This is a genomic window from Haemophilus haemolyticus (genome assembly GCF_001679045.1).
Lineage (GTDB): Bacteria > Pseudomonadota > Gammaproteobacteria > Enterobacterales > Pasteurellaceae > Haemophilus > Haemophilus haemolyticus.
On sequence record NZ_LYCK01000013.1, the window covers coordinates 301,743 to 326,967 of the forward strand.

27 protein-coding genes, 1 pseudogene and 1 CRISPR repeat array are annotated in these 25,225 nt (G+C 41.9%); of the genes and pseudogenes, 12 read left to right on the top strand and 16 right to left on the bottom strand.

The genetic code is table 11. The features are described from left to right. Positions 1-497: 497 nt before the first annotated feature. The 15 genes from A8M50_RS07230 to A8M50_RS07295 all read right to left on the bottom strand — a co-directional run bounded on the left by A8M50_RS07230 (position 498) and on the right by A8M50_RS07295 (position 8,782). Positions 498-1,199: a hypothetical protein gene (locus A8M50_RS07230; protein ID WP_005646883.1), complete on the bottom strand. Its 702-nt coding sequence runs from the start codon at positions 1,197-1,199 to the stop codon at positions 498-500. A 58-nt stretch (positions 1,200-1,257) separates the two neighbouring features. Next, positions 1,258-1,659, bottom strand: coding sequence for a gp16 family protein (locus A8M50_RS07235; protein ID WP_005647014.1), 402 nt, complete (start codon positions 1,657-1,659; stop codon positions 1,258-1,260). Then, complete coding sequence (locus tag A8M50_RS07240) at positions 1,649-2,197, bottom strand: HI_1489 N-terminal domain-containing protein (RefSeq protein WP_005647167.1); 549 nt, start codon at positions 2,195-2,197, stop codon at positions 1,649-1,651. The genes A8M50_RS07235 and A8M50_RS07240 overlap by 11 nt, the downstream gene beginning before the upstream one ends. Positions 2,198-2,309: 112 nt before the next feature. Next, entirely contained in the window at positions 2,310-2,825 is a 516-nt protein-coding gene (locus tag A8M50_RS07245; RefSeq protein ID WP_254045590.1) for a DUF551 domain-containing protein, read from the bottom strand. A gap of 51 nt (positions 2,826-2,876) precedes the next feature. After that, a complete protein-coding gene (locus A8M50_RS07250) occupies positions 2,877-3,251 on the bottom strand; it encodes a hypothetical protein (protein ID WP_005647130.1) in 375 nt (124 codons plus the stop codon). A 108-nt stretch (positions 3,252-3,359) separates the two neighbouring features. Beyond that, the gene (locus A8M50_RS07255; protein ID WP_005647159.1) at positions 3,360-3,734 is read right to left on the bottom strand and encodes a hypothetical protein; all 375 of its coding nucleotides are present in this window, start codon (positions 3,732-3,734) and stop codon (positions 3,360-3,362) included. A 1-nt stretch (position 3,735) separates the two neighbouring features. Continuing rightward, entirely contained in the window at positions 3,736-3,915 is a 180-nt protein-coding gene (locus A8M50_RS07260) for a hypothetical protein (RefSeq protein WP_005647118.1), read from the bottom strand. Further along, entirely contained in the window at positions 3,912-4,076 is a 165-nt protein-coding gene (locus A8M50_RS09005) for a hypothetical protein (protein WP_005646917.1), read from the bottom strand. Before A8M50_RS09005 ends, A8M50_RS07260 begins: the two co-directional genes overlap by 4 nt. Next, entirely contained in the window at positions 4,069-4,278 is a 210-nt protein-coding gene (locus A8M50_RS07265) for an ANR family transcriptional regulator (RefSeq protein ID WP_005647065.1), read from the bottom strand. Before A8M50_RS07265 ends, A8M50_RS09005 begins: the two co-directional genes overlap by 8 nt. Before the next feature lie 184 nt (positions 4,279-4,462). Then, entirely contained in the window at positions 4,463-5,080 is a 618-nt protein-coding gene (locus A8M50_RS07270) for a DUF3164 family protein (RefSeq protein WP_005646924.1), read from the bottom strand. Continuing rightward, the gene (locus A8M50_RS07275) at positions 5,081-5,272 is read right to left on the bottom strand and encodes an HTH domain-containing protein (RefSeq protein ID WP_005647090.1); all 192 of its coding nucleotides are present in this window, start codon (positions 5,270-5,272) and stop codon (positions 5,081-5,083) included. It lies immediately after the preceding gene. A gap of 8 nt (positions 5,273-5,280) precedes the next feature. Continuing rightward, positions 5,281-5,577, bottom strand: a complete 297-nt coding sequence (locus tag A8M50_RS07280) for an HI_1482 family protein (RefSeq protein WP_005647009.1) — start codon at positions 5,575-5,577, stop codon at positions 5,281-5,283. A gap of 10 nt (positions 5,578-5,587) precedes the next feature. Next, on the bottom strand, positions 5,588-6,469 hold the full coding sequence (locus tag A8M50_RS07285; protein WP_005646888.1) for an AAA family ATPase: 882 nt from the start codon (positions 6,467-6,469) through the stop codon (positions 5,588-5,590). An 11-nt stretch (positions 6,470-6,480) separates the two neighbouring features. Further along, a complete protein-coding gene (locus A8M50_RS07290; RefSeq protein WP_005647107.1) occupies positions 6,481-8,460 on the bottom strand; it encodes a Mu transposase C-terminal domain-containing protein in 1,980 nt (659 codons plus the stop codon). 43 nt (positions 8,461-8,503) lie between these two features. Continuing rightward, positions 8,504-8,782, bottom strand: coding sequence for a helix-turn-helix domain-containing protein (locus A8M50_RS07295; RefSeq protein WP_005646986.1), 279 nt, complete (start codon positions 8,780-8,782; stop codon positions 8,504-8,506). A 225-nt stretch (positions 8,783-9,007) separates the two neighbouring features. On the opposite strand from A8M50_RS07295, the gene A8M50_RS07300 reads away from it, so the two are divergent. Further along, entirely contained in the window at positions 9,008-9,712 is a 705-nt protein-coding gene (locus tag A8M50_RS07300) for a LexA family transcriptional regulator (protein ID WP_005646899.1), read from the top strand. A 373-nt stretch (positions 9,713-10,085) separates the two neighbouring features. On the opposite strand, the gene A8M50_RS07305 is transcribed toward A8M50_RS07300, so the two are convergent. Continuing rightward, positions 10,086-10,307, bottom strand: a complete 222-nt coding sequence (locus A8M50_RS07305) for a hypothetical protein (protein ID WP_032826615.1) — start codon at positions 10,305-10,307, stop codon at positions 10,086-10,088. Here A8M50_RS07305 and cas3 point away from each other — a divergent pair. The 11 genes and pseudogenes from cas3 to A8M50_RS07360 all read left to right on the top strand — a co-directional run. After that, positions 10,243-11,946: pseudogene (gene cas3 / locus A8M50_RS07310) on the top strand (CRISPR-associated helicase Cas3'); the annotation flags it as partial. The gene A8M50_RS07305 and the pseudogene cas3 overlap by 65 nt on opposite strands. Before the next feature lie 18 nt (positions 11,947-11,964). After that, positions 11,965-14,160, top strand: a complete 2,196-nt coding sequence (locus tag A8M50_RS07315) for a hypothetical protein (protein WP_005647120.1) — start codon at positions 11,965-11,967, stop codon at positions 14,158-14,160. A 14-nt stretch (positions 14,161-14,174) separates the two neighbouring features. Continuing rightward, complete coding sequence (locus tag A8M50_RS07320; RefSeq protein WP_005647024.1) at positions 14,175-15,875, top strand: LeoA/HP0731 family dynamin-like GTPase; 1,701 nt, start codon at positions 14,175-14,177, stop codon at positions 15,873-15,875. A gap of 83 nt (positions 15,876-15,958) precedes the next feature. Further along, a complete protein-coding gene (gene cas5c / locus A8M50_RS07325; RefSeq protein ID WP_005646893.1) occupies positions 15,959-16,633 on the top strand; it encodes a type I-C CRISPR-associated protein Cas5c in 675 nt (224 codons plus the stop codon). Next, a complete protein-coding gene (gene cas8c / locus A8M50_RS07330; protein ID WP_005646984.1) occupies positions 16,630-18,408 on the top strand; it encodes a type I-C CRISPR-associated protein Cas8c/Csd1 in 1,779 nt (592 codons plus the stop codon). The genes cas5c and cas8c overlap by 4 nt, the downstream gene beginning before the upstream one ends. Before the next feature lie 11 nt (positions 18,409-18,419). After that, on the top strand, positions 18,420-19,286 hold the full coding sequence (gene cas7c / locus A8M50_RS07335) for a type I-C CRISPR-associated protein Cas7/Csd2 (RefSeq protein ID WP_005646890.1): 867 nt from the start codon (positions 18,420-18,422) through the stop codon (positions 19,284-19,286). A 14-nt stretch (positions 19,287-19,300) separates the two neighbouring features. Then, positions 19,301-19,954, top strand: coding sequence for a CRISPR-associated protein Cas4 (cas4, locus tag A8M50_RS07340; RefSeq protein WP_005647080.1), 654 nt, complete (start codon positions 19,301-19,303; stop codon positions 19,952-19,954). Positions 19,955-20,006: 52 nt separating this feature from the next. Next, positions 20,007-21,491: an RNA-directed DNA polymerase gene (locus A8M50_RS07345; RefSeq protein ID WP_005646965.1), complete on the top strand. Its 1,485-nt coding sequence runs from the start codon at positions 20,007-20,009 to the stop codon at positions 21,489-21,491. A gap of 72 nt (positions 21,492-21,563) precedes the next feature. Beyond that, complete coding sequence (gene cas1c, locus A8M50_RS07350; protein ID WP_005647126.1) at positions 21,564-22,577, top strand: type I-C CRISPR-associated endonuclease Cas1c; 1,014 nt, start codon at positions 21,564-21,566, stop codon at positions 22,575-22,577. Positions 22,578-22,580: 3 nt separating this feature from the next. After that, on the top strand, positions 22,581-22,874 hold the full coding sequence (gene cas2, locus A8M50_RS07355) for a CRISPR-associated endonuclease Cas2 (RefSeq protein WP_005647032.1): 294 nt from the start codon (positions 22,581-22,583) through the stop codon (positions 22,872-22,874). A gap of 191 nt (positions 22,875-23,065) precedes the next feature. Next, a CRISPR array of direct repeats spans positions 23,066-24,167; the repeat unit is 32 nt; unit sequence GCAGCCGCCTCCGCGCGGCTGTGTGTTGAAAC. Positions 24,168-24,432: 265 nt separating this feature from the next. Beyond that, the gene (locus A8M50_RS07360; RefSeq protein ID WP_005647054.1) at positions 24,433-25,194 is read left to right on the top strand and encodes a HugZ family heme oxygenase; all 762 of its coding nucleotides are present in this window, start codon (positions 24,433-24,435) and stop codon (positions 25,192-25,194) included. Positions 25,195-25,225 lie beyond the last annotated feature (31 nt).

A 25,225-nucleotide genomic window follows, 5' to 3' on the forward strand; every position in this document is an offset into this window, starting at 1 on the left:
TACCTTTTTGTTAATTTTTCCTTTAAAAACGAAAAGCAAAAAGGTATTATTGCGCCGTGTTTACACAAAAATAACTTGCTTTTCGTTATAAAGGTAAGTTGTTTGTTTGGCATCACACAGTCATTGGTAGTGAGGAATGTGATACCGTCTTTTAGGAAGACCCGACCAGTTGGCGCTGATTGGGTTTTTCCATATCTAGTGGCTATAAAAACACGGACCCCCTAGATATTGATTTCAATTATAGATATTAACGATCGAAAAATCAATGAGGATCGTTGCAATCTATCAAAATATTTTCTGAATCGCTTCCTAACGCACGATTTTCAGAAATTTGATATTTACCTAGCCTAAAATTTAGCACGGCTTAAATCGTGTTTTATTTTGCATAAATAGCATTTAAAAATTACATATAAACATATATAAACACATATAACTATTTTACGTGCATAATTATGCTGTTTTACTCGCATAAAAAATCCCACCGAAGTGGGATTTAACTAAAACTTTTCAACAGGGCGATCTTCCTTTGTAACCTCCAGTTTAGGCAATGATATTTTTATTTCAACTGAATAGCTCTGATCGTAAAAACTCATTACATCCATTTCAATAAATCTTGTATCTTTTGGAAGTCTAGAAATTATATCTTCTGATGAAGAAAATCTTTGCCCTAACTTCAAAATTGAATTCAACTTATCGGTTTCTACATAAAAGAGTTTTTGGGATGTACGCTCTTTTGATTCTAGAATATCTAATTTTGGATCAACATTATTTATTTTCTGTCCTGTTTTAGCTGATGCTAATATATCGTCAAAACGATTTGCCGTACCATCTTTATCTTCAACTTGATAAAGAGAAAAACCTGATTTAATTAATCCTCGAAATAATTCCCAAAAATCAGCTCTCGCAATACTTGCATCAGTTAGATGAAGAATAACTCCATTTGTCTTATTTTTATCTAAAGTAATGACTATATTAAATTTTGCTCCATAAAGCGATTCATACCCTTCAGGCGCACAAATTCTTGATTCGGAATAAGCCATACATTTTCCAAAATACTTGAATCGCTCTAAAAAATCATTCTTATGAATATCAAACGGATAATCTTTGAAAATTTTAATTTCTTCTTTTGCATGATCAAACATCCCAGCATCGGCAGCAAAAGAGCTAGCAAGCAATATAATCACAAATAAATTCTTCATAAAAAATCCAATAAAAAAGGCTCCAAAGAGCCTTCAATTTACACCTGATAATTTCATCTTACAATGCTTTTTTATTCCGATCATACACCGCCAACATCTGCACCACCTTTTTCAACTGCCACGGCTGCAACCAATGCACAAAATCCACTTTAAACGAACGTTTCGCAATACCATCAGCATATTCTTTCGGTAAACCATGTTTTGCTAAAAGTGCGGTAATTTTTGCTAAATAAATTTTCTTATCTTCACGTGGTGCCGCACGATTTCCCCAAAAATGACTACTGGATTTAAAACCCTTTTGCACCATAACATTTAACACCTGTTGCAATTCATTCTCTGTCATTTCAGTACAACTTGTTTTACCTGTTGTACTCACCAATAATTGACGATAGGTTTCATCATCAAGACCTAATTGGCTTTTTCCAATATGGATTCTAGCGATTAAATTTTTACGCAACATAGCCTTTCTCCTGTTCTGCTTTCCAGGCTTTCCAAACCGCAAACTCAGGCATATTTTCCACAAATTGCAACTGCCCAATAGCGGCATAACGTTCAATATATTGAATAGCGGCCATACGTTGATTCTCTTCTTGCGCCGCCACGCTTTGCATTTCAGCCTTGCCTTCATTACGCACCATCGCAAACAACGGTTTCGCCCCTTCATACACTTTCTTCAAATAGTTATGATTCGCTAGAGCTTGAATATTGCGGGTTTCCCGACGGTTTTTCATCACCGCTTGCACCGTTTCATTCAACGCATGAGCGAGTAGCGGACTGGGTTGATACATCTCCAACACATCTTTCATTAATCTCAATGCCCGACCATTAGATAACGCCGATCTTTCAGGGCGAAACAAACCAATATAACTTACCAACGCACGGGCATTACGACCACCCAAATTGGAGATTAACCCCAACATCTCACGCCCCGCATCATCTTCCAACAGCGCATCCAAATGAATGTCACTGTGGCAAATAGGGCAACGGCATAGTTTCATTATTGTTCCCTCAAACTTGATTTAAAACACATTACTCAGCCCATTTCATCTCACTTATCCCCCTCTTTTGTAAAGAGGGGTTAGGGGAGATTTAATGGACTGTAAATGGGTTTTAGTCGATTGGTGGTTGTGGCAGTGGTTTCCAGTGTGAAACTTCAATCACCACGTTTGATAACCCTATATTGTCTAACTCCCAATATGGTGGCATTAAATTGCCATCTGATTCCCTTCTATCACCGTATAAATACCACCCGAAATCAACAAACCAATTTTCGCCATCCTCGGTATAATAAATTAAGTGTCTATTGCTTGAGTTGCGTAGTTCTTCACCTGTATAAAATGGTTCAGGCAATCTCTCACTGCACTTAATCCAGTTGTCATCTTTCGGATAATCTACAATTTCTGGTTTTTCAAGGACGTAATCAAAATCGGAGCAGCGCTCATCTTTCTCCTCTTCGGTTAACGTTTTTTTCTTGCATTCCGCTTTACCTAAAACCACACCATAAACAGCATACGGTAAATCATTAATCTCATAATTTTCGTATTCGTCCATGTCGTCTGCAAATTCGTGAGCCTCGACAGCGCCAGCCAAACAAGTCTCTCTTGCTTGCTCTAATGTTTCACACAAATTAATAATATGGATATCGTTTGATACATCTACTGAAAAATATTTACTCATTTATTCCCCCATTCGAATTGAAAACCCACCATGACGAAATACAACATTCTGATCGTCTTCAGTAAGTTTTTTCATTAATTGATATGTTTTAGGGCATCTGCCAGAGCCTTTTTCTTCGTTAAATAAACGTTCTAACTCGTCCCAATGTTCCACTAATTTTGCCCAAATGGGAGACACGGTTTTCATCTTGTAAAGATAATTGCGCATTTCTGGAACACGTTCTAATAACTTCACACAACGAGATAAATCGCTCGGATCAAGCGGATAGCTCTTACTTCTTGGCACCACATCAAAACCAATTACAAACGCCATACATTTACTGCTTAATCCGACATCTTCATCATCTGCCAGCCATTGAATGATTTTTGTCTGCATTTTTCCTCCTTATTAATTGAAAACACATTACTCAGCCCACTTCATCTAACTTCCCCCCCTCTTTTGTAAAGAGGGGCTAGGGGAGATTTAATAGGCTGTAAATGGGTTTTATTTTGCATTCTGAAGAATTTCGTCAATAACTGGATCCTTCAAAAGAATTTTCTCAATAATGCCAATCAACGTACGACCAATTTCATTTGGATTATCAACTTTCGCACTAACATCCCATTCATCACCATCTTGGGTGCAAAAATCTAATTTTATTTTGTGCTCGAAACCATTTTTAACGTTAGCGTCCATACCCTCAAAAGCAAGCCAACCAGCTCTAACAATTTCAGGTAACTTAAACATCAAACAAGTCATCGCATCCTTCACATATAAAACTGTCACTTGATGGTATTTTGTATTGACATTAAAAGTTAAATCGTCATCAGTGACTCCCACTTTAAACTCAAATGTTACTGCATACTTTTTTTCTTCCATTTCATTTATCTCCCAACACTGGCGCAATTTGCCACGCCACACTTTTCATCTCTCTGCTTGCCGCTTGTAATAGCAACAAAGCCCCTTTTGAATCATCAACCAGCCACTGTTCTTTTGCTGCTTCTATTTGCTCCATAATCTGTGCCAGTTGCTCGGTGACTTGCGCTTTCTTTTCACTCATACTTCCTCCACCTCAACCACATCATCAATTTCCGTAATCGTATGCGGTAGTTTATTCACATCACACACATTCAAATCACACCATTCCAACACTTGCTCATTGCTTTCAGCTTCCACAACGGCTTCAACCAAACAATAAAAGCGCGCTACAAACTTAGCCATGATTGACCTCCGGTCTTCTCGCTGGATAACGCACATAATGTGCACAAAACAGGCGACGATTTTCCGCCCATTCTTGATTTTCCCGACGACGAGCCACCGTTGCCGCTTTTTCCCAAGCGCTTTCTGCTTGTTTCCATGCGCCAGCACGTTCCATTTCCGCAGCGTGTTGGCTAAAATCTCGGTAATTTTCCAATTTTTTCATTGTTGCTCCTTTGTTGTTAAAACCTATTATGAATGCCCCTCATCTCATCCCCCTCTTTCGTAAAGAGGGGCTAGGGGAGATTTAAAGGGCATTTAAATAAGTTTTATAAATTCTTAAACATCAAATATGCTAACCACGCATATAGTGCAAAAAGACAAATTACAACGATGCCAGACTCACTCATCTACGCCCCAGCTACATCTAACGCAATCGGCACATACTGATCGCTTTCGCCCACACGTTCATAAAGTCGCACATAAGCCTTACTACTCACCACTTGCACGCTTTCACTAATCGCCTGCATCGCGTTTTGCCAACGTTCATCTTGAATATCTACCCGTCGCAAACCTAAAATCCGTGATGTGTTGAGGTTTCCCTCTTTATCTACATTAAACGCACGTTCAATTAACGCTTTTAGTTCAGGGCGAGAGCCTTCGCTCCATTCATTCAAGCACTCATCAATCAACACTTTTGCCGCCTGAATACGTTCATCAAATTGCAAATGGTCGTTAATCGCACGTTGGATTTTGTATTTGCCGTCGTAGCTATAAAGTGTGATATTGCCTTTACTACCGCCCACTTTGGCATTGTATTTTTCAGCCGAAAGTTCAATAAACGCCTGAATATCGCCGAAAATGCTATCTTTAAAATTGCGCATCTCCTTATTTAAAGACACGCCTTTTTCCACCCATTCACGCACAAGCACATCACGTGCTTTGTCGATGTCTTTCACCAATTCGGCTGGCGTTAAATTTCCTCTTACATCACGCCAGTATTCTTTCCCCTCAATCATCACCTTCATTTAGAGTTCCTCTTTATCTAACTTAATCACTACAAGTCGCTTACCTTTATCACGTTTACATCGGGCGACTGTTGCCGAGCTGTAAATCGTTTTTTCGCTCACATTGAGTTTCTTTGCTAATTCTTCCGCAGTCCCGTCACCCAAATTCTCTTCGCCACGATAGACTGCATAAATTTGCCGACGCGTTGCCATTCCTCCTCCTAGTTCAAATATTTCCGCCAAACCACACGGATACCTTCCACCGTAAATTGCGCTTCTTGGTATCGACCCACATCACGCCCCACGTGATACACATAAGCGCGTTGGTCTTTCTCTAGCTTTTCTGTTACTGCATTATTCATCACACGCACAGTCGGTCTTATCTTCTCAAAGTGCACATTAATCACCGTAAGCCCCATTTCATTTAAGCGTCTCACCGCTTTTTCCACTTGTTCTAAATAAGCCAACATCACGGCATTGTTTTTGTTTAATTGTTTGTTTTTTCTTGCTTGCAACATGGTTATCTCCTTAACTAATTAACATTTTGCTGTATTGTTCAATCATCTCTGCGCTGATTTCGGTTTCGTTAATCTCTGCCGAACGCACAACACCTCGCATTAACTTACTTAATCGGCGAGCGTTGCCTTTACAGGCCTTCAATAAAGGGGCATTAAACTCACTTGTATTAAGTGCACTTTCCGCTAACATGGCTAAATCGTCATCAGGTAGGGCATTACCAAGGTCACAAGCAAATCCCACTCGACTATAAAGCTGTGCCAGTTCGTTATTTTTCCCTTTTAAATTCACCAACAAGCGAGGCATACCCGCTAAAATCACGCCACAATTCGTTAAATCGTGAATGCGTCGGATAAATTCCAAAGAGCGGGTAGAAAGTAACTCGGCTTCATCAATCATTAACAAACGTTCCGCACCATTTACTTTTTCCACAATTCCTGAAAGTACATCGTTGTTTACCCCTCGGCTGGTTGAACCAACATTTTCTGCAATCTTGCGTAGTAACACTTTCGGTGTGCAACTTGGATCAACCTCAATCAAAATGGCTGAACTATGTTCTTTCGCATATTGTTTAAGCATTTGTGTTTTGCCTAAGCCTGCCGCACCGTAAATCACATTAATTTCGCCCTCTGCGTGGGCAAAGTGCATAATTTCCATACCGCGCTTTGCTGTTTGAGTGGGGACAAATGCATTGTTGTATTTCGCTTCAACCACTTTCGCCTTATGGCGTGCTAACAACTCATTCACTTTTTCATCGAGCCACTTGGTATCGGTTGGATATTTACCGTTTAAATATTGGCTCACTGTTGTAATAGATACATCAAACAAGGTTGCCACTTGTTTTTGGCTCATCTTGTGCGCATCCATAAACGCTTTTAATTCTTGTGCTTTCATTGCTGCTCTCCTTACTCATTCACTAACTTTTTTCTTTGTTCCCACGCTTCTTTGTCCGCTTTGGTTAAGAAAATTGGGGTAGCTTCCTGTTTGGCTTTCGGTTTTGTGCGTAACAGTTCAAAACCTTGCTGATGCTCAATCGTAATAACAGGATTAAGCTCTGCATTGATTTCATCTACTTGTTCCATTTTAAGTTTCAAGCGACGTTGATGACGTGCTTTACGTTGCTGTTCAACAAAGGCAACTGGGAAGGCATCACGTTTATTGCCATTCAATTCGGCATAACACACAAAAGTGCCGTCTTGCTTTCTTATAATCACTTGGCTTGGATCATGAATATCAAAAGATACTTGAACTTTAATACCTTCCACATCAAGTAACTTGGTATTGAAATATTTATTATTAAACAATCTCACAACGCCACGCTCTGGGGTTCTTAATACACTAGGTCTAAATAGATCCCTGGACTCTACTTTAGTGATAAACACTAAATCTTCCTCCTTCATCTTCGCCATTAATTGGAGACGTTTTGCTGCTGGAGTCATCCCAATTTCACGATGTACATGTTCATTGTTGTACCAATCAATTTGTTCTTGTACAGCTTCTAAAAACGCATTCCAACTTGGCAATTTCCCTTTTGCCCATTCTTGTTTCGGTGTTAATTCAGCATTACCTTTTCGTTTTGCCTTATCTAACGAAATCACTGCAGTACTAACTTTTCTAACAGTTTCTCTATCAGCACCTCTGCCGTGATAAGTTAAAAATTTACGTGCAACAGGATATAAAATCGTTTGATGCACCCGCTCAATAATCCCACGCCCTTGTGGATTGCCTGGAATCCCTGTTTGGTGATTAATCCCCAAACGCGGCAACATCCCCGTAATATCCCCATCAAGCATCCAGTTTTTCTCGCCACCACCGTTATCGGAGTAATAAATTGCAGGTATGCCGTAGCGTTCCACGCCATAACGTAAGGCATCAGCCACCGCCAGAACGTTTTCCGCCAAACTTGCCGACCAACCCACAATAAAACGGCACGCGGCATCCATAATCAACGTTACTTCAGGAATAAATGGGCGACCGTGTTCAGGATGAGCGACTTTCAATTTCATCGCATGGCCATCACCCACCCACACATCATTCACCTGCAACACGCTCCAATCGCGTTTCACATAAGTGTTAATGGCGCGGAGTTCAGAACCCGTCTTACGACCAATTTCCTTAATGTGTTTTGGCAATTTCGCTAATGCAGCGCGAACTTGGTCAATACTCGGTTTCATTTCTAAACGTAACGGCTCGTCTGCAAAACGTGCATCCCATTCAGACGAAAAATAGTGATAGGCTTCTGCCACATTGATGCCATTGGTTTGGCGATATATCGCCAAAAAGTCAGGCAACCACACAATTTCTTCAGCCTTTTTCGCCACCCGTTGCATTGGTGCGAGGGCTTTTAATCGTTCTTCAGGGGTATCCGCCTTTTCATAATCCAACACCCATTGATTCAAAGTGCGGTCAGATAAAGTGCGATTTTTTCCTTTCTTGTTATTGGCGGTTTCCACCAATCTCATCAAATCAGAAGAAATGCCACCATGTTTGATTTGTTCACAAAAAAACTTAATCGCCTTGTAACGAGGTTGGGCTTGTTCAAGCTGTGCCACTTGGGCAACTAACGCCATTCTTGCCCCTGCTACTTCACGTTGTTTTTCCGTTAAAGTTTTTAATTCCACCTGACGGAGATCGGCGGGAAGAGATTTGGGTTTGGCTTTTACAATAGATACTGCAAATTTGTTACGAATTTCATCTTGTAAGGCTTGTGGCATTGATGAAAGAGCATATTCTTTTCCCCCACCTTTTCCTTCACGTTTACGCCATTCCACATTTTCACGTTCAAACAATGCGAGTGCATTTTTATGTGCAGTAGGCATGTTTAAAAGTTTAAGTTTTAATAATTCCGCTATCGGATAATGTGTTTTTAAAGAAATTTCGTTCATAAATGATCCTTTTTGTTTCTTTTACGTTTAAATTCCTTTAAGATTAAAACTTATTTGTTAAAACAGGTTTTCGGTTACGTTCAATTCGTTCCTGAGAACGTGCAGCCCAAATCTCTTCAGGGGCAACACCGACCGCATTAGCGATAAGTCTTTCCATTTTCGGATAGGGTTTATCAAGTGCGGTCTTTAATGTGTTGTAACTCACGTTCCCAGCTTCAGCCAAAGAACGTAAAGACCACCCGTTTTTACGCAACGCAGCCAAAATATCCGCACGATGCCAATCGCATATAGCGGTTTTTTTTGTGTCGCTTAATACACTCATTACATACACCTCCTTTTATGTATCCAGTGCGTGTATTAAAGCGTAAAACTTAAATCATTTCAAGTGTAAAACTTAAATATCTTAAAATATTTTCTGTTTAAGTTTAATTTTTACGTAAAAACAATGACTTACAACTTACATTTACGGAGTTTTATTCTTGTCTAAAAAAGTAAAAGTTATTGGTATGAAAGTTTTACGGTAAAAGATAGTGTAAAGGTTAAATTTATGAGCAAAGCAAAGATTAATGACCCTGAATTTGGAGCTAGACTTCAATGGATACTTAAAGAGAAATTTGAAGGCAATACTAGTGAATTTGCTAGACGCATTGGAATTGCAATAACATCATTAAATCGCTGGCTGATAGGTGAGGCAGATCCATCTCGTACCAATCTTATAAAAACAGCCGAGGCTTCAGGTGTAAACCTTGAATGGTTAGCCCTTGGCGTGGGCGAAATGGACGGCACAAAACCACAGCTGATAAAGCCTGACGTGAATTTACTGGCAAGCAATGATGAGACATTTGCAGTGATTGAAGATTGCCGAGAAGTGCGTATTTCAGCCGGTGGCGGTGGTTTTAACGATGAATATAAACCTTATCAAACCACCAAAGTAGAAAAGGCTTGGCTCGATTCACGCCGCTTAAAAGCGGAAGACTGTGCAATGTTCTTAGTAAGTGGCGATAGCATGTATCCAACGCTAAAAGACGGCGAAGAAATTATTGTAGATCGGTCTAAAAAGGAATTAAAAGACGGAAAAATCTTTGTATTAAATAATGAAGGTGCAATGCTAGTGAAGAAAGTGCAAATCACCTACAACGGCATCACACTCATCAGCCAAAACACAGAATACGCACCAATAGAACTCAACGCAGAACAAGCCAATAACTTGATTGTGATAGGGCAAGTCGTGCGTGGCTATCGTGACTTCTAATATGTCGCCGACATCAATGTCGGTAACATCCAAAGAAACCGCATTACAAGCGCTTTCTTAATATTTTTAAAGCACAAAGGCAAGGAAGCCTGTGTTCCTTTCAAATACCGCCAAATAATGGCGCATTTTCGCAAATTCTACCCATAATCACACACAACAAACCGCTAGATTTCATCTAAACGCACCAAAATCGCCTCAAAAACCAACAAAAAAGGCGATTTCGCCCCATGAAACCGCCTTTTTTATTTAGTGAGCTTGTAAGTTAGCTTCTAAGTTAGCTTCTAAGTTAGCTTCTAAGTTATCGTCTTTGGTTAGAAATTTAAGGTAAATTCTTAGTAGCAAAACTCAATGACCTATTCAGTTTAAAGCCGTTTTAAACTAACTTTAAAATGAACTTTAAATTTTTAAAATGTTTAAAACCTAACAATTCACCGCCAACTTTTATGCAAAATAAAACCCAATTTTCGACCATTTTCCCCCAATCCCCACCATTTTCCATTTTTGCATAAACTTTCCCCCTAAAAACGCCAAAGCCCCACAAACAGGGGCTCCAGCCAATTTTTTCCCACCAAATTTTTTCTTTTTCCTTATGCAAATATTGTCACTGCCCCACACGTGTCGCCCAAGCTCCAGCGCAAACCGAAGCCGAAAAACGCAATGCCGATTTAAACCGCCTGCGCAGTGAAATTCTCGATTATGCCGTAGAACAAGCGGCACAAGCGCAAGGGCTGTTCACGCTCACCGTACCGACCGGCGGCGGCAAAACTTTCACTTCCATGGCATTTGCGTTAGAACACGTCAAACGGCACGGTATGCGGCGCGTGATTTACGTCATCCCGTTCACCAGCATCATCGAACAAAATGCCGCCGAATTCCGCAAAGCTTTTGGCGAATTAGGCGAACAAGCCGTGTTGGAACACCACAGCACCTTCGACGACGGCAAACTGCAAAATGAGACCACCAAAGACAAATTGCGCCTTGCCTCGGAAAACTGGGACGCGCCGATTGTCGTGACCACCGCCGTGCAATTCTTTGAATCCCTCTTTGCCGACCGCTCCTCGCGCTGTCGCAAGCTGCACAACATCGCAGGCTCCGTCATCATCCTCGACGAAGCGCAAATGCTGCCGCTCAATCTTTTGCTGCCCATCATGCAAGCCATCAAAGAATTGGCGCAAAACTACCGCTGCAGCGTCGTCATGTGCACCGCCACCCAACCAGCCGTGCAAGCCGAAAACGGCTTCTATCGCGGCTTTGAAAACGTGCGTGAAATCGCCCCGAAACCGACCGCACTTTTCGACAAACTGCGCCGCACCACCGTGCAACACATCGGCACACAAACCGACGCCGACCTGCTAGCCAAACTTGGCGAACACCCGCAAATGCTCGTTATCGTCAACAACCGCCGCCACGCCCGCAGCTTGTACGACCAAGCCAAACACCTTGACGGCACGTTCCACCTGACCACCTTGATGTGCGCCAAACACCGCAGCCAAAAGCTCGATGAGATTCGAGGTCGTCTGAAAAAGGGCAAACCCTGCCGCGTCATCGCCACGTCCTTAATTGAAGCCGGCGTTGATGTGGATTTTCCGCTGGTGATGCGCGCCGAAGCAGGCTTAGACAGCGTTGCCCAAGCCGCAGGACGCTGCAACCGCGAAGGCAAAAGGCCGTCTGAAAACAGCTTTGTCTGGATATTCGTGCCTGAGGAAAAATGGAAAGCCCCACCCGAACTTGCTACCCAAGCCGCCGTAATGCGCCTGACTGCCGATGAGTTTTCAGACGACCTCTTATCCACCCAAGCCGTCGTCGCCTACTTCGCCGAGCTTTATCAATTAAAAGGCAGTGAACTGGACAATAAAAAAATTCTGAAAATGCACAACGATACAGGACAAAGCCTCGATTTCCCATTCCAAACCATCGCCGACAAGTTCCGTATGATTGAAAGCCATATGCAGCCGCTGATTATTCCGTTTGATGGTGAAGCCGAAAATCTCATCAGCAGCCTGCACCACGCCGACCACATCGGCGGACTCTTACGCAAACTGCAACCCTACACCGTTCAAATCCCCGAAAAAGCCCTTGCCGCTTTATATAAAGCAGGACGTATCGAACTGATTAACGAGAAAAACTTCGGCAAACAGTTTTATACGCTGATTGGGCTGGATTTGTATGATGAAGTGGCGGGGTTGAGTTGGGAGGATATGGAGTTTTTGAAGGTAGAAATGTTGGTTTTTTAATTAATTTGGAGATATTTAATGGAAACAGAATCAAATTTTATCTATGAAAAAATTGCTAGCCAAATTGAGGTAGTAATAGATAAGTTATCACAACAAAATGCGAAAGATAAAATTGATCAAGATATATCTTTTGCAATAGATAACCTATACAAATTAAATGGAATCATTCAAAAAGAACTTAACGAATTAAAAAAGATAAGCGAATGGAAAAAATTTACTATTGCTTTTTATGGCGAAACTAATGCTGGAAAATCAACTTTAATAGAAGCTTTACGTATATTTTTAAAAGAAAAAAGTAAAGTAGAAAGCCAAAAGAAATTTAAGGAGTTGGCTGAGAAAAGTGGTTTAACTGAAGAGGCTTTCTGTAAAGTTCGCCAAATTATTATGAGTAAAGAAAAAGCAATAGAAGAAGCACAGGAAATTTTAAATAAATTGGATCAAAAATATGCTGAATCTATTATGCGAGCTGAAGTTGAAGTTCGTCATTTGTCTGAGTTATTAGAGAAAATTAGAAAGAATCAAAAATGGTGGCAGCGTTTTATTTCTTTATTTATTCCAATTAAAGAAAAAGAAGAATTGGTTACAGCACGACAACTTTTATCGGAAATTAAGGCTGAAAAGCAAAAAGAATCAGAAGATTTTAAATCTCGTCTAAAAACTTTATTGCAAGAAAAGAAAGATGCAGAAGCCGAAAATACACGATTAATTAAAGAAACAGAGAGTTTGAAAGAGTTTGCAGATGGTCAAATCATTGGAGATGGTCGTTCAGATTTTACCCGTGACAATACTTCATTTGATTTTAACTATAATAATCATGAATTCGCATTGATTGATGTTCCTGGTATTGAAGGTGATGAAAGTGTTGTACGAACTGCAATTGAAGAGGCTGTTAAGAAAGCTCATGCTATATTTTATGTAACGCGTACTGCACGCCCACCACAAACACATGAAGGAGAGAAGGGAGATAAAAAAGGCACATTAGAAAAAATGAAAGAGCATTTAGGCGCTCAAACAGAAGTTTGGACAATCTACAACCATGCTGTCAATAATCCTCGCTCCTTGAAACAACCATTAATTGGTCAAGGCGAAAAAGATGGATTGCGAGCATTGGATGAAAAATTAAAACAAGAGTTAGTAGAGAAGTATTGCCAGAGCTTAATTGTTAGTGCAAGGCCAGCCTATTTAGGGTTGACTGAATGTGTTATCCCAGGAAGTAAAGACGCAAATGAACAAAGAAAATTCCTAGAGCGTTTTGGTACAAGAGATAAAATTTTGGAGTTGAGTGGCTTACCTAATTTTGTAGAAAAATTATCTTCCGAAATCATTGTTGATTACCGTAATAAAATTAAACGTTCAAATTTAAATAAGGCTTGCCAGACATTAGATTCTTCAATATGTGATTTAAAAGCGTTAAGTCAAAAATTTAAAGAGGATAGAAAAAAGGTGAGAGATGAAGTGTTAAATTCTCAGACTAGAATTATAGTGCTAATGGAGCAATTTACAGGTATTCTAGATTCATTAAGAGGAAAAATTTTACAGGCTTTTCAAAATGAAATTCGAGCTAGTCTTTATTATGAAATAGACAAAGATATTAGTAATGACGCATTTAAACGTAACTTGAAAAATGAAATGGAGTTACAAGCCCAAAAACTAGAAAATAAATTGAGAAATTCTATTGAATTAGAAGCTAATAAATTTGGAGAGGAATTATTAAATATTGTAAAGCGTACAAGTCTTCACTTAAATAATATCGTTAATGAAAGAAGTAATTCATTTAGTATAAAAAATTTTAATTTAGATATAAAGATTGATAATGGTTTGAATCTTATTGGGTTGGTTTCAAGTGGTGTTGCTATAGTAATAAGCATTGTCTCATTAGCCAGTAATCCAGTAGGCTGGACTTTTGCTTTTGTAGGAGGTGTTTTGGCTGCAGTCGGAGCTTTAATTGGAGTAACTAAATCAGTTATTGGTTTTTTTAGCTCAGATTATAAGAAGTCTCAGCAACGTAAAGAAACTGATAATGCGATTCGGAAAGCAGCTAACCAAATTGGAAATGAAATGGAAAAAATTCTTAATGACATCAAAAATGCAATGAATGAAGAGGTTGAAAAAGTTTCAATGGAACTTCAGGCTCCATTAAAACAATATAAATCCGTTATAGAGGTATTAGAAAAAGCTGAGACAGAGTTAGAAGCTATTTTTCAAACAATCTAAAAAAAGGAAATATTATGACAAATACTGTAACTATATTTAAAGTTCAACAAGAAAAAGCGCAAAGTATGTTAGAAAAATTGAGTCAATTTGTTGAGACAGGACGAGCATTTGGCTTGGTCCCCAATCCAGACTTATTAGAAAAACTACAAACTGCTAAAAAGTACATGCAAAGTTCGGTTTTAAAAGTTGCCTTAATTGGCGGTTTTTCAGAAGGTAAAACTTCAATTGCTTCTGCTTGGTTGGAGCGTTTAGATCAAAGCATGAATATTAGTCAGCAAGAATCCTCAAATGAAGTAAAAATTTATCATGTGGACAATGAGATTGAGCTTATTGATACTCCGGGATTATTTGGTTTTAAAGAACAACAAAACAGTACAGGTCAAATTGAAAAATATAAAGAGATAACCAAAAAATATGTTAGTGAAGCTCATTTGGTATTGTATATCATGAATTCAACTAACCCAATTAAAGAGAGTCACCAAGAAGACTTGAAATGGCTATTTCGTGATTTGAATCTGTTATCACGTACTGTGTTTGTATTAAGCCGTTTTGATGAGGTGGCGGATGTCGAAGATGACTGGGATTATAGAGAGAACCTAAAGACCAAAGCAGATAATGTCTTAAGCCGTCTGAAAACTATGATTGGGTTGGAAGATAAAGAAGTTGCTGATATTAAGATTGTTGCGGTATCAGCAAATCCTTTTGGTGAAGGAATTGATTATTGGTTGGATCATTTGGATGAATTTAAAAAGTTGTCTCGTATCTATACTTTGCAAGATGCGACCCGTTATGTCATAGAGAAAAATGGTGGAGTAATACCAATTGTGTTTGAAGCACAAAAAAGCATGATTCAGGATGTATTAGGTAAACAGCTTCCAGTTGTTCAAAAAACACAGGAAATATTAAATAATGAGTTGGTACATTTAGCGGATGTAGCTCAACATTTAAATTCTGAATTAGAACCAATGACTGCACGAATCAATAATGTACGTAGTTATTTGAAAGAATTTGTGCTTGATTATTTCACAGGATTGATTCGTCAGGTTAAAGGAACAGACTTACATACATTCTCAGATTTTTATGAAAATGAATTAGGAAAAGATGGGATTGTATTAACTACCCGTTTAGAACAAGAGTTTGGACGGCAATGCCAGGTTATAGAAAGCGCATTGCAACGCATTAGCTTGGACTTTGATAATGAAATGGTGCGATTTGAAGATTCTGTGGGGTCTGCTTTAATGAGCAAGAGTTTAGGATTTTTAAGTAAGCAAAAAATTAATAATACACAAGTCTTGGCAGCTCGAGATGGTATTGTTGCAGCGGGTAAAGCGGTAGGTGTAGATCTTGCAAAATATCTGAAATTTAAACCATGGGGAGCGGTGAATCTTGCAGCGAAAGTTAATGCCGTTATGGCTTTTGCAGGCATTGCGATGGAGATGTGGGATAGTTACAAAAAGTTGAAAGCGGAAGAAGATTTTTCAAATATGGTTAAAGATATTGTGAAAATGCTTGAAGAGCAGCGAGCTGGTCTGCTTGATTCATTAAATAAGGATAGTTTTATTAAACAATTATTTCCAGTTTATGCAGAATTAAAAGAAAAAATTTCAGCGGTTCAAGAAGCTAATATGCAAGTTACCGAGCGTAAAAGAGCATTTGATGAATGGCAAAAAGAAGGTGAAATTATTGAAGGGGAGTATAGACTTTTAGAAAGCTAAAAATAATTCTAATTAGTTAGATTTGAATATCCCCCTTTTTTTTAGTAGGGGGATATATTAATAAAAATTAATAGGAGAACCAAATGAACCAAATCCGCCTACACGTTTGGGGCGATTATGCCTGTTTTACCCGTCCGGAGATGAAGGTGGAGCGGGTGTCTTATGATGTCATCACGCCGTCGGCGGCGCGCGGGATTTTGGCGGCGGTGCATTGGAAGCCTGCGATTCGGTGGGTGATTGATAAGATTTATGTGTTGAAACCGATTCGCTTTGAGTCGGTGCGGCGCAATGAGTTGGGCGGCAAGATTTCGGCGGGTAAGGTCAGCGGGGCGATGAAACGTAAGAGCGTTGCCGATTTATATACGCTGATTGAAGACGACCGCCAGCAGCGCGCGGCGACGGTGCTTAAAGACGTGGCTTATGTGATTGAAGCCCATGCGGTGCTGACGCCAAAAGCGGGGGCGGATGAGACCGTTACCAAGCATATTGAAATGTTCAAACGCCGTGCGAAAAAAGGGCAATGCTTTCAGCAGCCTTGTTTGGGCGTGCGTGAGTTTCCTGCCGATTTTGCCTTGATTGACGAGGGCGAACCGCTGCCGCCGTCCGATTTATCGGAAAGCGAGGCAAACCGCGATTTGGGCTGGATGCTGCACGACATTGATTTTGACCACGGCAACACGCCGCATTTTTTCCGTGCACAAATGAAAGACGGCGTAATTGATGTGCCGCCGTTTTACGCCGAGGAGGTGAAAGCATGATTCTTGCGTCCCTTGCCCGCTATTACCGCCGTTTGGCAGCGGAAAACGATGAAATGGGCAACCCGAAAGTGCCGCCTTATGGCTTTAGCGAGGAGAAAATCGGCTGGATTTTGGTGTTGGATAAAGAAGGCCGTCTGAAAACCGCTGTGCCGAATCTGACTGCCGATAAAAAGCCGCAGCCGAAGCTGATGAGCGTGCCGCGCCCTGAAAAACGCACGTCGGGTATCAAACCGAATTTTTTGTGGGACAAAACCGCCTACGCGCTTGGCGTGGAAGCCAATAAAAACAAAGCCGAAGCCAAAGAAAAACCGTTTACGCCGTCTGAAAAAACTTTTGACGCCTTCAAGCAATACCATCTCGATTTACTGCAAAACAGTGAAGATGAAGGCTTACAAGCCTTGTGCCGTTTTCTGCAACACTGGCAGCCTGCACATTTTGCTGCCGAAAACCTTCCTGCTGAAATGCTCGATGCCAACATCGCATTTTCTCTTGAAAAAACGACCGCACTTATCCATAAACGCGAAGCTGCACAAACCTTGTGGGCAGGCTGCTTGAAAGGCGATGAAGCACTCGAGGGTTTGTGCCTGATTAGCGGCGATACCGCCCCGATTGCACGGCTGCATCCAGCGATTAAAGGCGTGTTTGGCGGACAAAGCTCCGGCGGCTCGATTATTTCGTTCAACAAAGAAGCCTTTGCCTCTTTCGGCAAGGAACAAGGCGCAAATGCCCCTGTTTCCGAACAATCCGCCTTTGCCTACACCACCGCGCTGAACTATCTGTTGCGCCGCGAAAACAATCACTGCCTGACCATCGGCGACGCGAGCACGGTCTTTTGGGCGGAAGCCGACGATAACGCAACGGCGCAGGCTGCCGAAGGCTTCTTCGCGCACGTGTTCACACCGCCGGATGATGAACAAGAAAGCGCCAAAGTTTTCAACGTATTGGAACAAATGGGCAAAGGTCGTCCGCTGCAAGAAATTGCGCCCGAACTCTCTGCCAATACCCGTTTTTATATCTTAGGGCTTGCCCCTAATGCCGCACGGATTTCTGTTCGGTTTTGGCTGGACACCACCTTTGGGCAGCTGGCGGAAAATTTGGCACAGCATTGGCAAGATTTAGCCGTTGAGCCTTGTGCATGGAAAACGCCGCCGTCTATTTGGCGACTCTTATTGCAAACTGCCGTGCTGGGCAAAAGCGAAAACATCTCGCCCGTATTGGCTGGTGAAATGACCCGCGCCGTGATTTGCGGCACGCCGTATCCTTTAAGTTTGCTGTCGCAACTGATTACCCGAATCCGTGCCGACGGCGACGTGAACGGCCTGCGCGTGGCAATGATGAAAGCCGTATTAGAGCGGCGTTTTAGAAAAGGTTTTATCGAAGAAGGAGTTCCTATGAGTTTGAACAATGAAAGCCCGAATCGCGCCTATCTTTTAGGGCGGCTGTTTGCCGTGTTGGAGCGCATTCAATATCAGGCGTTGGGCGAATTAAATGCCGGCATTGCCGACCGCTATTACGGCTCTGCCTCCGCCGTGCCGTTTTCCGTTTTTCCACGTCTTTTGTCGGGTGCAAAACACCATTTATCGCGCCTGCGTAAAGACAAAGCCGGTATGGCGGTGAATTTGGATAAAGATTTGGGCGAAATCATTGCCAAATTGCCCGAAACCTTTCCACGCCATTTGAGCATTGACGAGCAAGGCCGCTTTGCTATCGGCTATTACCACCAAAAACAAAGCTATTTTGCTAAAAAAGAAACCGCTGAAACTATTGAAAACTAAGGAGCCAGAAAATGTCTGCCATTCAAAACCGCTATGAATTTGTTTACTTTTTTGATGTAACCAACGGCAATCCTAACGGCGACCCTGATGCGGGCAATATGCCGCGCCTTGATCCCGAATCCAGCAAAGGCTTGGTAACCGATGTTTGCCTGAAACGCAAAATCCGTAATTTTGTAGAAATCAGCAGCGAAAACGAAGCCGGTTACGAAATCTACGTCAAAGAAAAAAGCGTGTTAAACCTGCAAAACAAACGCGCTTATGAGGCGCTTGGCATTGAGTCGGAAGCCAAAAAACTACCAAAAGACGAAGCCAAAGCCCGCGATATTACCGCGTGGATGTGCAAAAACTTCTTTGATATCCGTACCTTCGGCGCGGTGATGACTACCGAAGTCAACAGCGGACAAGTGCGCGGCCCGGTACAACTGGCGTTTGCCCAATCCATCGACCCGATTGTGCCACTGGAAGTTTCCATCACCCGCATGGCGGTAACCAACGAAAAAGACTTGGAAAAAGAACGCACCATGGGGCGCAAATACATCGTCCCTTACGCGCTCTACCGCGTGCACGGCTTTATCTCCGCCAACCTTGCCGCCAAAACCGGTTTTTCAGACGACGATTTAGCCAAACTCTGGCAAGCCCTGACGCTGATGTTTGAACACGACCGCTCCGCCGCCCGTGGCGAAATGGCGGCGCGCAAATTGATTGTCTTCAAACACGACAGCGTACTCGGCAGCCAGCCTGCACATAAACTGTTTGACACCGTGAAAGTCGAACGCGTAAACGGCGAATCAGGTACGCCCGCAAGCGGTTTTGACGATTACAAAATCAGCGTAGTTTCAGACGGCCTGAATGGCGTGAGTGTGGAAGAGTTGCTGTAAAAACACTTAAAAAGATGACCGCACTTTTAACCGAAACCCAAGGGGAAAATCAGGACACGCGCCTGATTCCCCTTTCCGCACTTCAACACTACGCCTTCTGTCCGCGCCAATGTGCCTTGATTCATAACGAGCAGGCGTGGGCGGAGAACTATCTGACCGCGCAGGGCAAGGCGCTGCATGAGCGGGTGGATTCGGGCGAGCCGGAAACGCGCAAGGGCGTGCGTTTTGAGCGGACGGTGCGTGTGTCGGCGGAGAAACTGGGCATCAGCGGCGTGTTGGATTTGGTGGAAGTGGACACGAAAACAGGCCGCCTGAAACCCGTGGAATACAAACGCGGCAAACCAAAACCCGACCCGATGGACGAAATCCAGCTTTGCGCTCAAGGCTTGTGCTTGGAAGAAATGACGGGGCAAATCGTCTCTGAGGGCGCGCTGTGGTATATGCAAACCCGCCACCGCGTTCCCGTCGTGTTTTCAGACGACCTGCGCGCCCAAACACTCGCCACCATCGCCGCCGTCCGCGATCTCCTAAACAGCGGCCAAACTCCGCCGCCCGACTACGGCAAACGCTGCAAAGCCTGCTCACTGGTGGAGATTTGCCAGCCGGAGTTGCTGGGGAAGCGGGATAGGAGTGTGGGGTATGTGGAGGGGTTGTTTAGAGAAAATTAAAAAGTAAACAATTGTGTAGTTTAAGTATTTTGATGATGGAATAAACAAAAAAATGAGTAGAAAAAACATTTTAGAATTGAGCGCTAATGAAGCAAGGAAATTCTTTTTAAAACATGAAAGCTATTGCAACATTGATTTGCCAAAATATTTTTCATTCTCTGAATTATTAGAAAGAATATCTAATAAATATTTAGGAAAAGAGTTAGGAAGTTTGGCGAATATAAAGGCAATGACTAATTTAGATGATGTGAATTATCTTTTATATGCCAACAAAGATGGTAAATTATCATGGAGACCATTTCAGATTATAAATCCTTTAGTATATGTGGCATTGGTACATAAAATTACCGAACAGAAAAATTGGGAAAAGCTACAAGCAAGATTTAAGAAATTTAGTAAAAATGAAAAAATAAAATGCTTAAGCATACCCGTTCAATCAGAAAGTAAACAATCTGACAAAGCTCAGCAAATTTCAAATTGGTGGGAACAAGTAGAACAGCAGTCTATTTTGCTCTCATTGGAATATGACTACGTTTTTGATACAGATGTGGCGGACTGTTATGGTTCAATATATACGCATTCGATTGCATGGGCGGTAGAAGGCAAGAAAATCGCTAAAGAAAATAGAAAAAATGATTTGTTAGGTAATTTTATTGATAAAAGCATTCAAAATGCACAAAACCAGCAAACAAACGGCATTCCACAAGGTTCTGTTTTAATGGATTTTATAGCCGAAATCATATTGGGTTACATTGACAGGATTCTGGGCGCTTTCTTAAAGAAGCAAAAAATAACGAATTATCAAATCTTACGTTATCGTGATGATTATCGAATTTTTGTTTGTAATCATAATGATGGTGAAAGAATTCTAAAAATACTGTCTGGTATTATGATGCCGTTTGGATTTAAGTTAAATGCAAGTAAAACAAAAGGAAGTCAAGATGTTATTACTCAATCAATAAAAAAGGACAAACTGGCTTGGTTGGCTATTCCTCAAAATAATCGAATCGGTTTGCAAAAGCAACTTTTGCTTATTAGACAGCATAGTATCAATTATGCTAATTCCGGTAGTTTAAATGCCGCATTGAATAAATTTGATAAACAGATAGAGAAAATTAGAAATAAAAAAAGAAAAGTGTACGATATAGAACAACTTATTAGCATTACTACTGATATTGCATACCATAATCCGAAAGTAATACCAGTGTGCTGCGCAATTATTAGTAAATTACTTTCAGAATTGGATGATAGCAAGCATATATCTTTATTAGTTCATGAAAAATTAAGCAAAATGCCTAACTCAGGATTTGCACAAATTTGGCTGCAAAGGATGTTGAAAGATAATTTAAGTTATTTTAAATTTTCAGAAAAAATATGTGAATTAAAGAATAGTCAGATAAGTTTGTGGAATTACGACTGGGTAAATAGCCCGAGTATGTTAAATATATTGAAGAACACATCTATTTTCTTGCAAGCTGAATTTGATAAATTAGATAGTATTATTCCTAATAATGAAATTGACCTTTTTGATTATTAGTAAATAAATGTAGATACCTAATTTTCAGCTAATCCTCAAACAAAAGCAGAATCAAACCCTAAGGAGCCTCCCATGCGTAAACTGCAAAACACGCTCTACATCACCACTCAAGGCAGCTATCTACATAAGGAGCGGGAGACGCTGGTAGTGGAGCAGGAGCGTAAGAAGGTGGCGCAATTGCCGGTGCATTCCATCGGGCATATTTTCTGTTTTGGGAATGTGCTGGTATCGCCGTTTTTGCTAGGGTTTTGTGGCGAAAATAATGTGAATTTGGCATTTTTTACCGAAAACGGACGTTTCTTGGGGCGGCTTCAGGGGCGGCAGAGCGGCAATGTGTTGTTGCGTCGGACGCAGTATCGGGTGTCGGAGCAAAATCCCGTGCCGATTGCGCGCAATATCATTGCGGCGAAGATTCAGGCGAGTAAACGGGTGCTTCAGCGGCAGATTCGCAATTACGGCGAGAATTTGGCGATTCAAAGTGCGGTCGATTCTTTGAATATTTCGCTGAGGCAGTTGAAGGGCGCGGCGGAACTGGACGTGGTGCGCGGCATTGAGGGGGATGCGGCGGCGCGTTATTTCGGCGTGTTCGGGCAGCTTTTGAGCGAAAAAAGCGGTTTTTCTTTTGACGGGCGCAACCGCCGCCCGCCCAGAGACGGGGTGAATGCGCTGTTATCGTTTGTGTACAGCATTTTGGGCAAGGACATCAGCGGTGCGCTACAAGGCGTGGGGCTGGATCCGCAGATGGGCTTTCTGCACGCCGACCGACCGGGTCGCGACAGTTTGGCTCAGGATATTTTGGAAGAGTTCCGCGCGTGGTGGGCGGATAGGTTGGTGCTGTCGCTGATTAACCGAGGGCAAATCAAACCGCAGGATTTTGTTACCGAGGCGAGCGGTGCGGTGAGCCTGAAAGCCGATGCGCGTAAGCTGTTGTTCCAAACTTTGCAGGCGAAAAAGCAGGAGAAAATCGTTCATCCGTTTTTGGGCGAAGAAGTGGAAATCGGGCTGCTGCCGTATATTCAGGCTATGCTGTTGGCGCGGCACTTACGCGGAGATTTGGCAGAATATCCGCCGTTTTTGATGAGATAAACTATGTTAATTCTGATTACTTACGACATTTCTTTTGACGATCCAAACGGGCAAGCGCGATTGCGCCGCATCGCAAAACATTGCTTAGATTACGGGGTTCGGGCACAATATTCGGTATTTGAATGCGATGTCACGCCTGATCAATGGGTTATGTTGAAAAACAAACTGTTGGAAACCTACGACTCTACATGTGACAGCCTGCGTTTTTACCATTTAGGAAGTAAGTGGCGTAATAAAGTGGAGCATCATGGGGCAAAACCGGCAGTGGATGTATTTAAAGATGTGCTTGTCATTTAGTTCGCTAACCTGGTGTTCTCATTAAAACCCTGATGGGATAGCGATCCTTATTTTCTTTAACAATTTGGATGAATTAATCTATTTGTATAACGACGATATGGCCGTTATACTTACTAAACTCCTTATCATAAAATCAGTTAGCGAAATACGGTGTTTAATACGCTGATTTTTCTTGCTTTTTTATGTAGGGGGCAGCCGCCTCCGCGCGGCTGTGTGTTGAAACTCTACAACAGGATTCGCTATTGCCGCCGCAGCATTGCAGCCGCCTCCGCGCGGCTGTGTGTTGAAACCACCTAAAAATGTTTCCAACACCATAAAATTTAGGCAGCCGCCTCCGCGCGGCTGTGTGTTGAAACGGTATGCCCTAACGAATAAAAGAAATCAGGCAATAGCAGCCGCCTCCGCGCGGCTGTGTGTTGAAACTTTTGGTTATGAAACACCTGACGGAATTAATAAGGCAGCCGCCTCCGCGCGGCTGTGTGTTGAAACGATTTAGCCCTAGAAACGACTTGTCCGCAATGTAGCAGCCGCCTCCGCGCGGCTGTGTGTTGAAACCATTAGATGCTGGCAATCCAGTAGCCGGATTAATGCAGCCGCCTCCGCGCGGCTGTGTGTTGAAACATCATAGGGATGATTTTGATCTCGATATTCGGGGGCGGCAGCCGCCTCCGCGCGGCTGTGTGTTGAAACTGAGGAACGCAATTTAGACGACAGCCAAAAACGAGGCAGCCGCCTCCGCGCGGCTGTGTGTTGAAACTCCAATAAAGGCGGAGGAAGTGCGGGTGCAAGCCTGCAGCCGCCTCCGCGCGGCTGTGTGTTGAAACATCGGATTAAGTTTTTTGCCATAACTTATGTCTCGCAGCCGCCTCCGCGCGGCTGTGTGTTGAAACCCGATGTGTGAATGATAAAAAATAAAAATTCGTTTGCAGCCGCCTCCGCGCGGCTGTGTGTTGAAACATCTAATCGTTGCGCAAGTGAGCTGTGAGATAAGGCAGCCGCCTCCGCGCGGCTGTGTGTTGAAACAGAAAAGTCAGCGTAAAATCGCAATCTTCCGAAAAGCAGCCGCCTCCGCGCGGCTGTGTGTTGAAACATGATCTAAAATGGCGAGAAGTGGAAAGAATAGACGCAGCCGCCTCCGCGCGGCTGTGTGTTGAAACAGCTTGTTTGATGATGACACCAATCGAGCTGTTGCAGGCAGCCGCCTCCGCGCGGCTGTGTGTTGAAACGATGTCTGGCAAGAATACGGCACATTTTTTCGTATGCAGCCACCTTCGGGTGGCTGAGTATTGAAACAGCTCATACTTTCGCATACGTTGGTTGGCAAGCTCGAGCAGCCAGCTTCGGGTAGATGTGTGTTGAAACGCTCACGCATTAAGCCAAGGGCAACCCTTACAACGCAGCTGTTTTAGCCAGCGTGCGTTAAAATAGTTCTGTTTTTTATTATTCAAATGTTATTTTTTTGTTAAATATATTTTACTTGAGTATAATGCTCAACATTATTCCTCACGGAAGAGAATCCGTAGAATAATGAGATTAATCGTAAATATAAGGAATAAAAATGGATTTCAATAGAATTATCGCTCACATGAATGATCATCACCAAGATGATATGGCTGCCCTTTGTAAAAAATTTGGTGGTGTAAATGAAATTACGGATGTGACATTAGTTAATGTAGATTTTGGTGGTTTAGATTTTAAATATAATGATGGCAAAACATTACGCGTAGAATTTCCGCAACAAGCTGACGAAGGTTCAATTAAACAAGCGATCATCAATCTTTGTGTAGAAAATAAACCAGTTGCAAATTACGATCGTATCAAAGCTAAAATTGATGAATTTCGTCAAGAGTTTAAAAGCTGTGTGCTTGCCACTTTAGATAAAGATGGCTCACCGATGGCATCTTATGCGCCAATTATTTCGCTTGATGGAAAATATTATATTTATATCAGTGCCATTGCAGAGCATTATGACAATTTAAAACGCAATCCGAATCAAGCGGAAGTGATGTTTTTAGAGGATGAAAGCAAAGCGAAATCAATTATTGTACGTACTCGTTTACGTTATAAGGCAAGTGCACGTTTTATTCCTCGTGAAAATCCAATTGTTGAAAAAGTTTTAGATAAATTAGCCGAAACTATGAATGATGTGGGCGGAATTAAAACGATTCGTGAATTTACTGATTTTGATTTAGTTGAACTTACGTTTGGAACAGGCCGTTTTGTAAGAGGTTTTGGCCAAGCTTATTTGATTGATGCTAATGGGGAAATTTCTCATATTGGTGTAAAAGGCAATCCGCACGAAAAAGAAAGTGATAAATAATATTGTCTCTTAATGAAGATAAAGGGTTGAG

Bases quoted from the DNA above. Each gene is read 5' to 3' on its own strand.
- A8M50_RS07230 (WP_005646883.1), bottom strand. From the start codon at position 1,199: ATGAAGAATTTATTTGTGATTATATTGCTTGCTAGCTCTTTTGCTGCC.
- A8M50_RS07235 (WP_005647014.1), bottom strand. From the start codon at position 1,659: ATGTTGCGTAAAAATTTAATCGCTAGAATCCATATTGGAAAAAGCCAA.
- A8M50_RS07240 (WP_005647167.1), bottom strand. From the start codon at position 2,197: ATGAAACTATGCCGTTGCCCTATTTGCCACAGTGACATTCATTTGGAT.
- A8M50_RS07250 (WP_005647130.1), bottom strand. From the start codon at position 3,251: ATGCAGACAAAAATCATTCAATGGCTGGCAGATGATGAAGATGTCGGA.
- A8M50_RS07255 (WP_005647159.1), bottom strand. From the start codon at position 3,734: ATGGAAGAAAAAAAGTATGCAGTAACATTTGAGTTTAAAGTGGGAGTC.
- A8M50_RS07260 (WP_005647118.1), bottom strand. From the start codon at position 3,915: ATGAGTGAAAAGAAAGCGCAAGTCACCGAGCAACTGGCACAGATTATG.
- A8M50_RS09005 (WP_005646917.1), bottom strand. From the start codon at position 4,076: ATGGCTAAGTTTGTAGCGCGCTTTTATTGTTTGGTTGAAGCCGTTGTG.
- A8M50_RS07265 (WP_005647065.1), bottom strand. From the start codon at position 4,278: ATGAAAAAATTGGAAAATTACCGAGATTTTAGCCAACACGCTGCGGAA.
- A8M50_RS07270 (WP_005646924.1), bottom strand. From the start codon at position 5,080: ATGAAGGTGATGATTGAGGGGAAAGAATACTGGCGTGATGTAAGAGGA.
- A8M50_RS07275 (WP_005647090.1), bottom strand. From the start codon at position 5,272: ATGGCAACGCGTCGGCAAATTTATGCAGTCTATCGTGGCGAAGAGAAT.
- A8M50_RS07280 (WP_005647009.1), bottom strand. From the start codon at position 5,577: ATGTTGCAAGCAAGAAAAAACAAACAATTAAACAAAAACAATGCCGTG.
- A8M50_RS07285 (WP_005646888.1), bottom strand. From the start codon at position 6,469: ATGAAAGCACAAGAATTAAAAGCGTTTATGGATGCGCACAAGATGAGC.
- A8M50_RS07290 (WP_005647107.1), bottom strand. From the start codon at position 8,460: ATGAACGAAATTTCTTTAAAAACACATTATCCGATAGCGGAATTATTA.
- A8M50_RS07295 (WP_005646986.1), bottom strand. From the start codon at position 8,782: ATGAGTGTATTAAGCGACACAAAAAAAACCGCTATATGCGATTGGCAT.
- A8M50_RS07300 (WP_005646899.1), top strand. From the start codon at position 9,008: ATGAGCAAAGCAAAGATTAATGACCCTGAATTTGGAGCTAGACTTCAA.
- A8M50_RS07315 (WP_005647120.1), top strand. From the start codon at position 11,965: ATGGAAACAGAATCAAATTTTATCTATGAAAAAATTGCTAGCCAAATT.
- A8M50_RS07320 (WP_005647024.1), top strand. From the start codon at position 14,175: ATGACAAATACTGTAACTATATTTAAAGTTCAACAAGAAAAAGCGCAA.
- cas5c (WP_005646893.1), top strand. From the start codon at position 15,959: ATGAACCAAATCCGCCTACACGTTTGGGGCGATTATGCCTGTTTTACC.
- cas8c (WP_005646984.1), top strand. From the start codon at position 16,630: ATGATTCTTGCGTCCCTTGCCCGCTATTACCGCCGTTTGGCAGCGGAA.
- cas7c (WP_005646890.1), top strand. From the start codon at position 18,420: ATGTCTGCCATTCAAAACCGCTATGAATTTGTTTACTTTTTTGATGTA.
- cas4 (WP_005647080.1), top strand. From the start codon at position 19,301: ATGACCGCACTTTTAACCGAAACCCAAGGGGAAAATCAGGACACGCGC.
- A8M50_RS07345 (WP_005646965.1), top strand. From the start codon at position 20,007: ATGAGTAGAAAAAACATTTTAGAATTGAGCGCTAATGAAGCAAGGAAA.
- cas1c (WP_005647126.1), top strand. From the start codon at position 21,564: ATGCGTAAACTGCAAAACACGCTCTACATCACCACTCAAGGCAGCTAT.
- cas2 (WP_005647032.1), top strand. From the start codon at position 22,581: ATGTTAATTCTGATTACTTACGACATTTCTTTTGACGATCCAAACGGG.
- A8M50_RS07360 (WP_005647054.1), top strand. From the start codon at position 24,433: ATGGATTTCAATAGAATTATCGCTCACATGAATGATCATCACCAAGAT.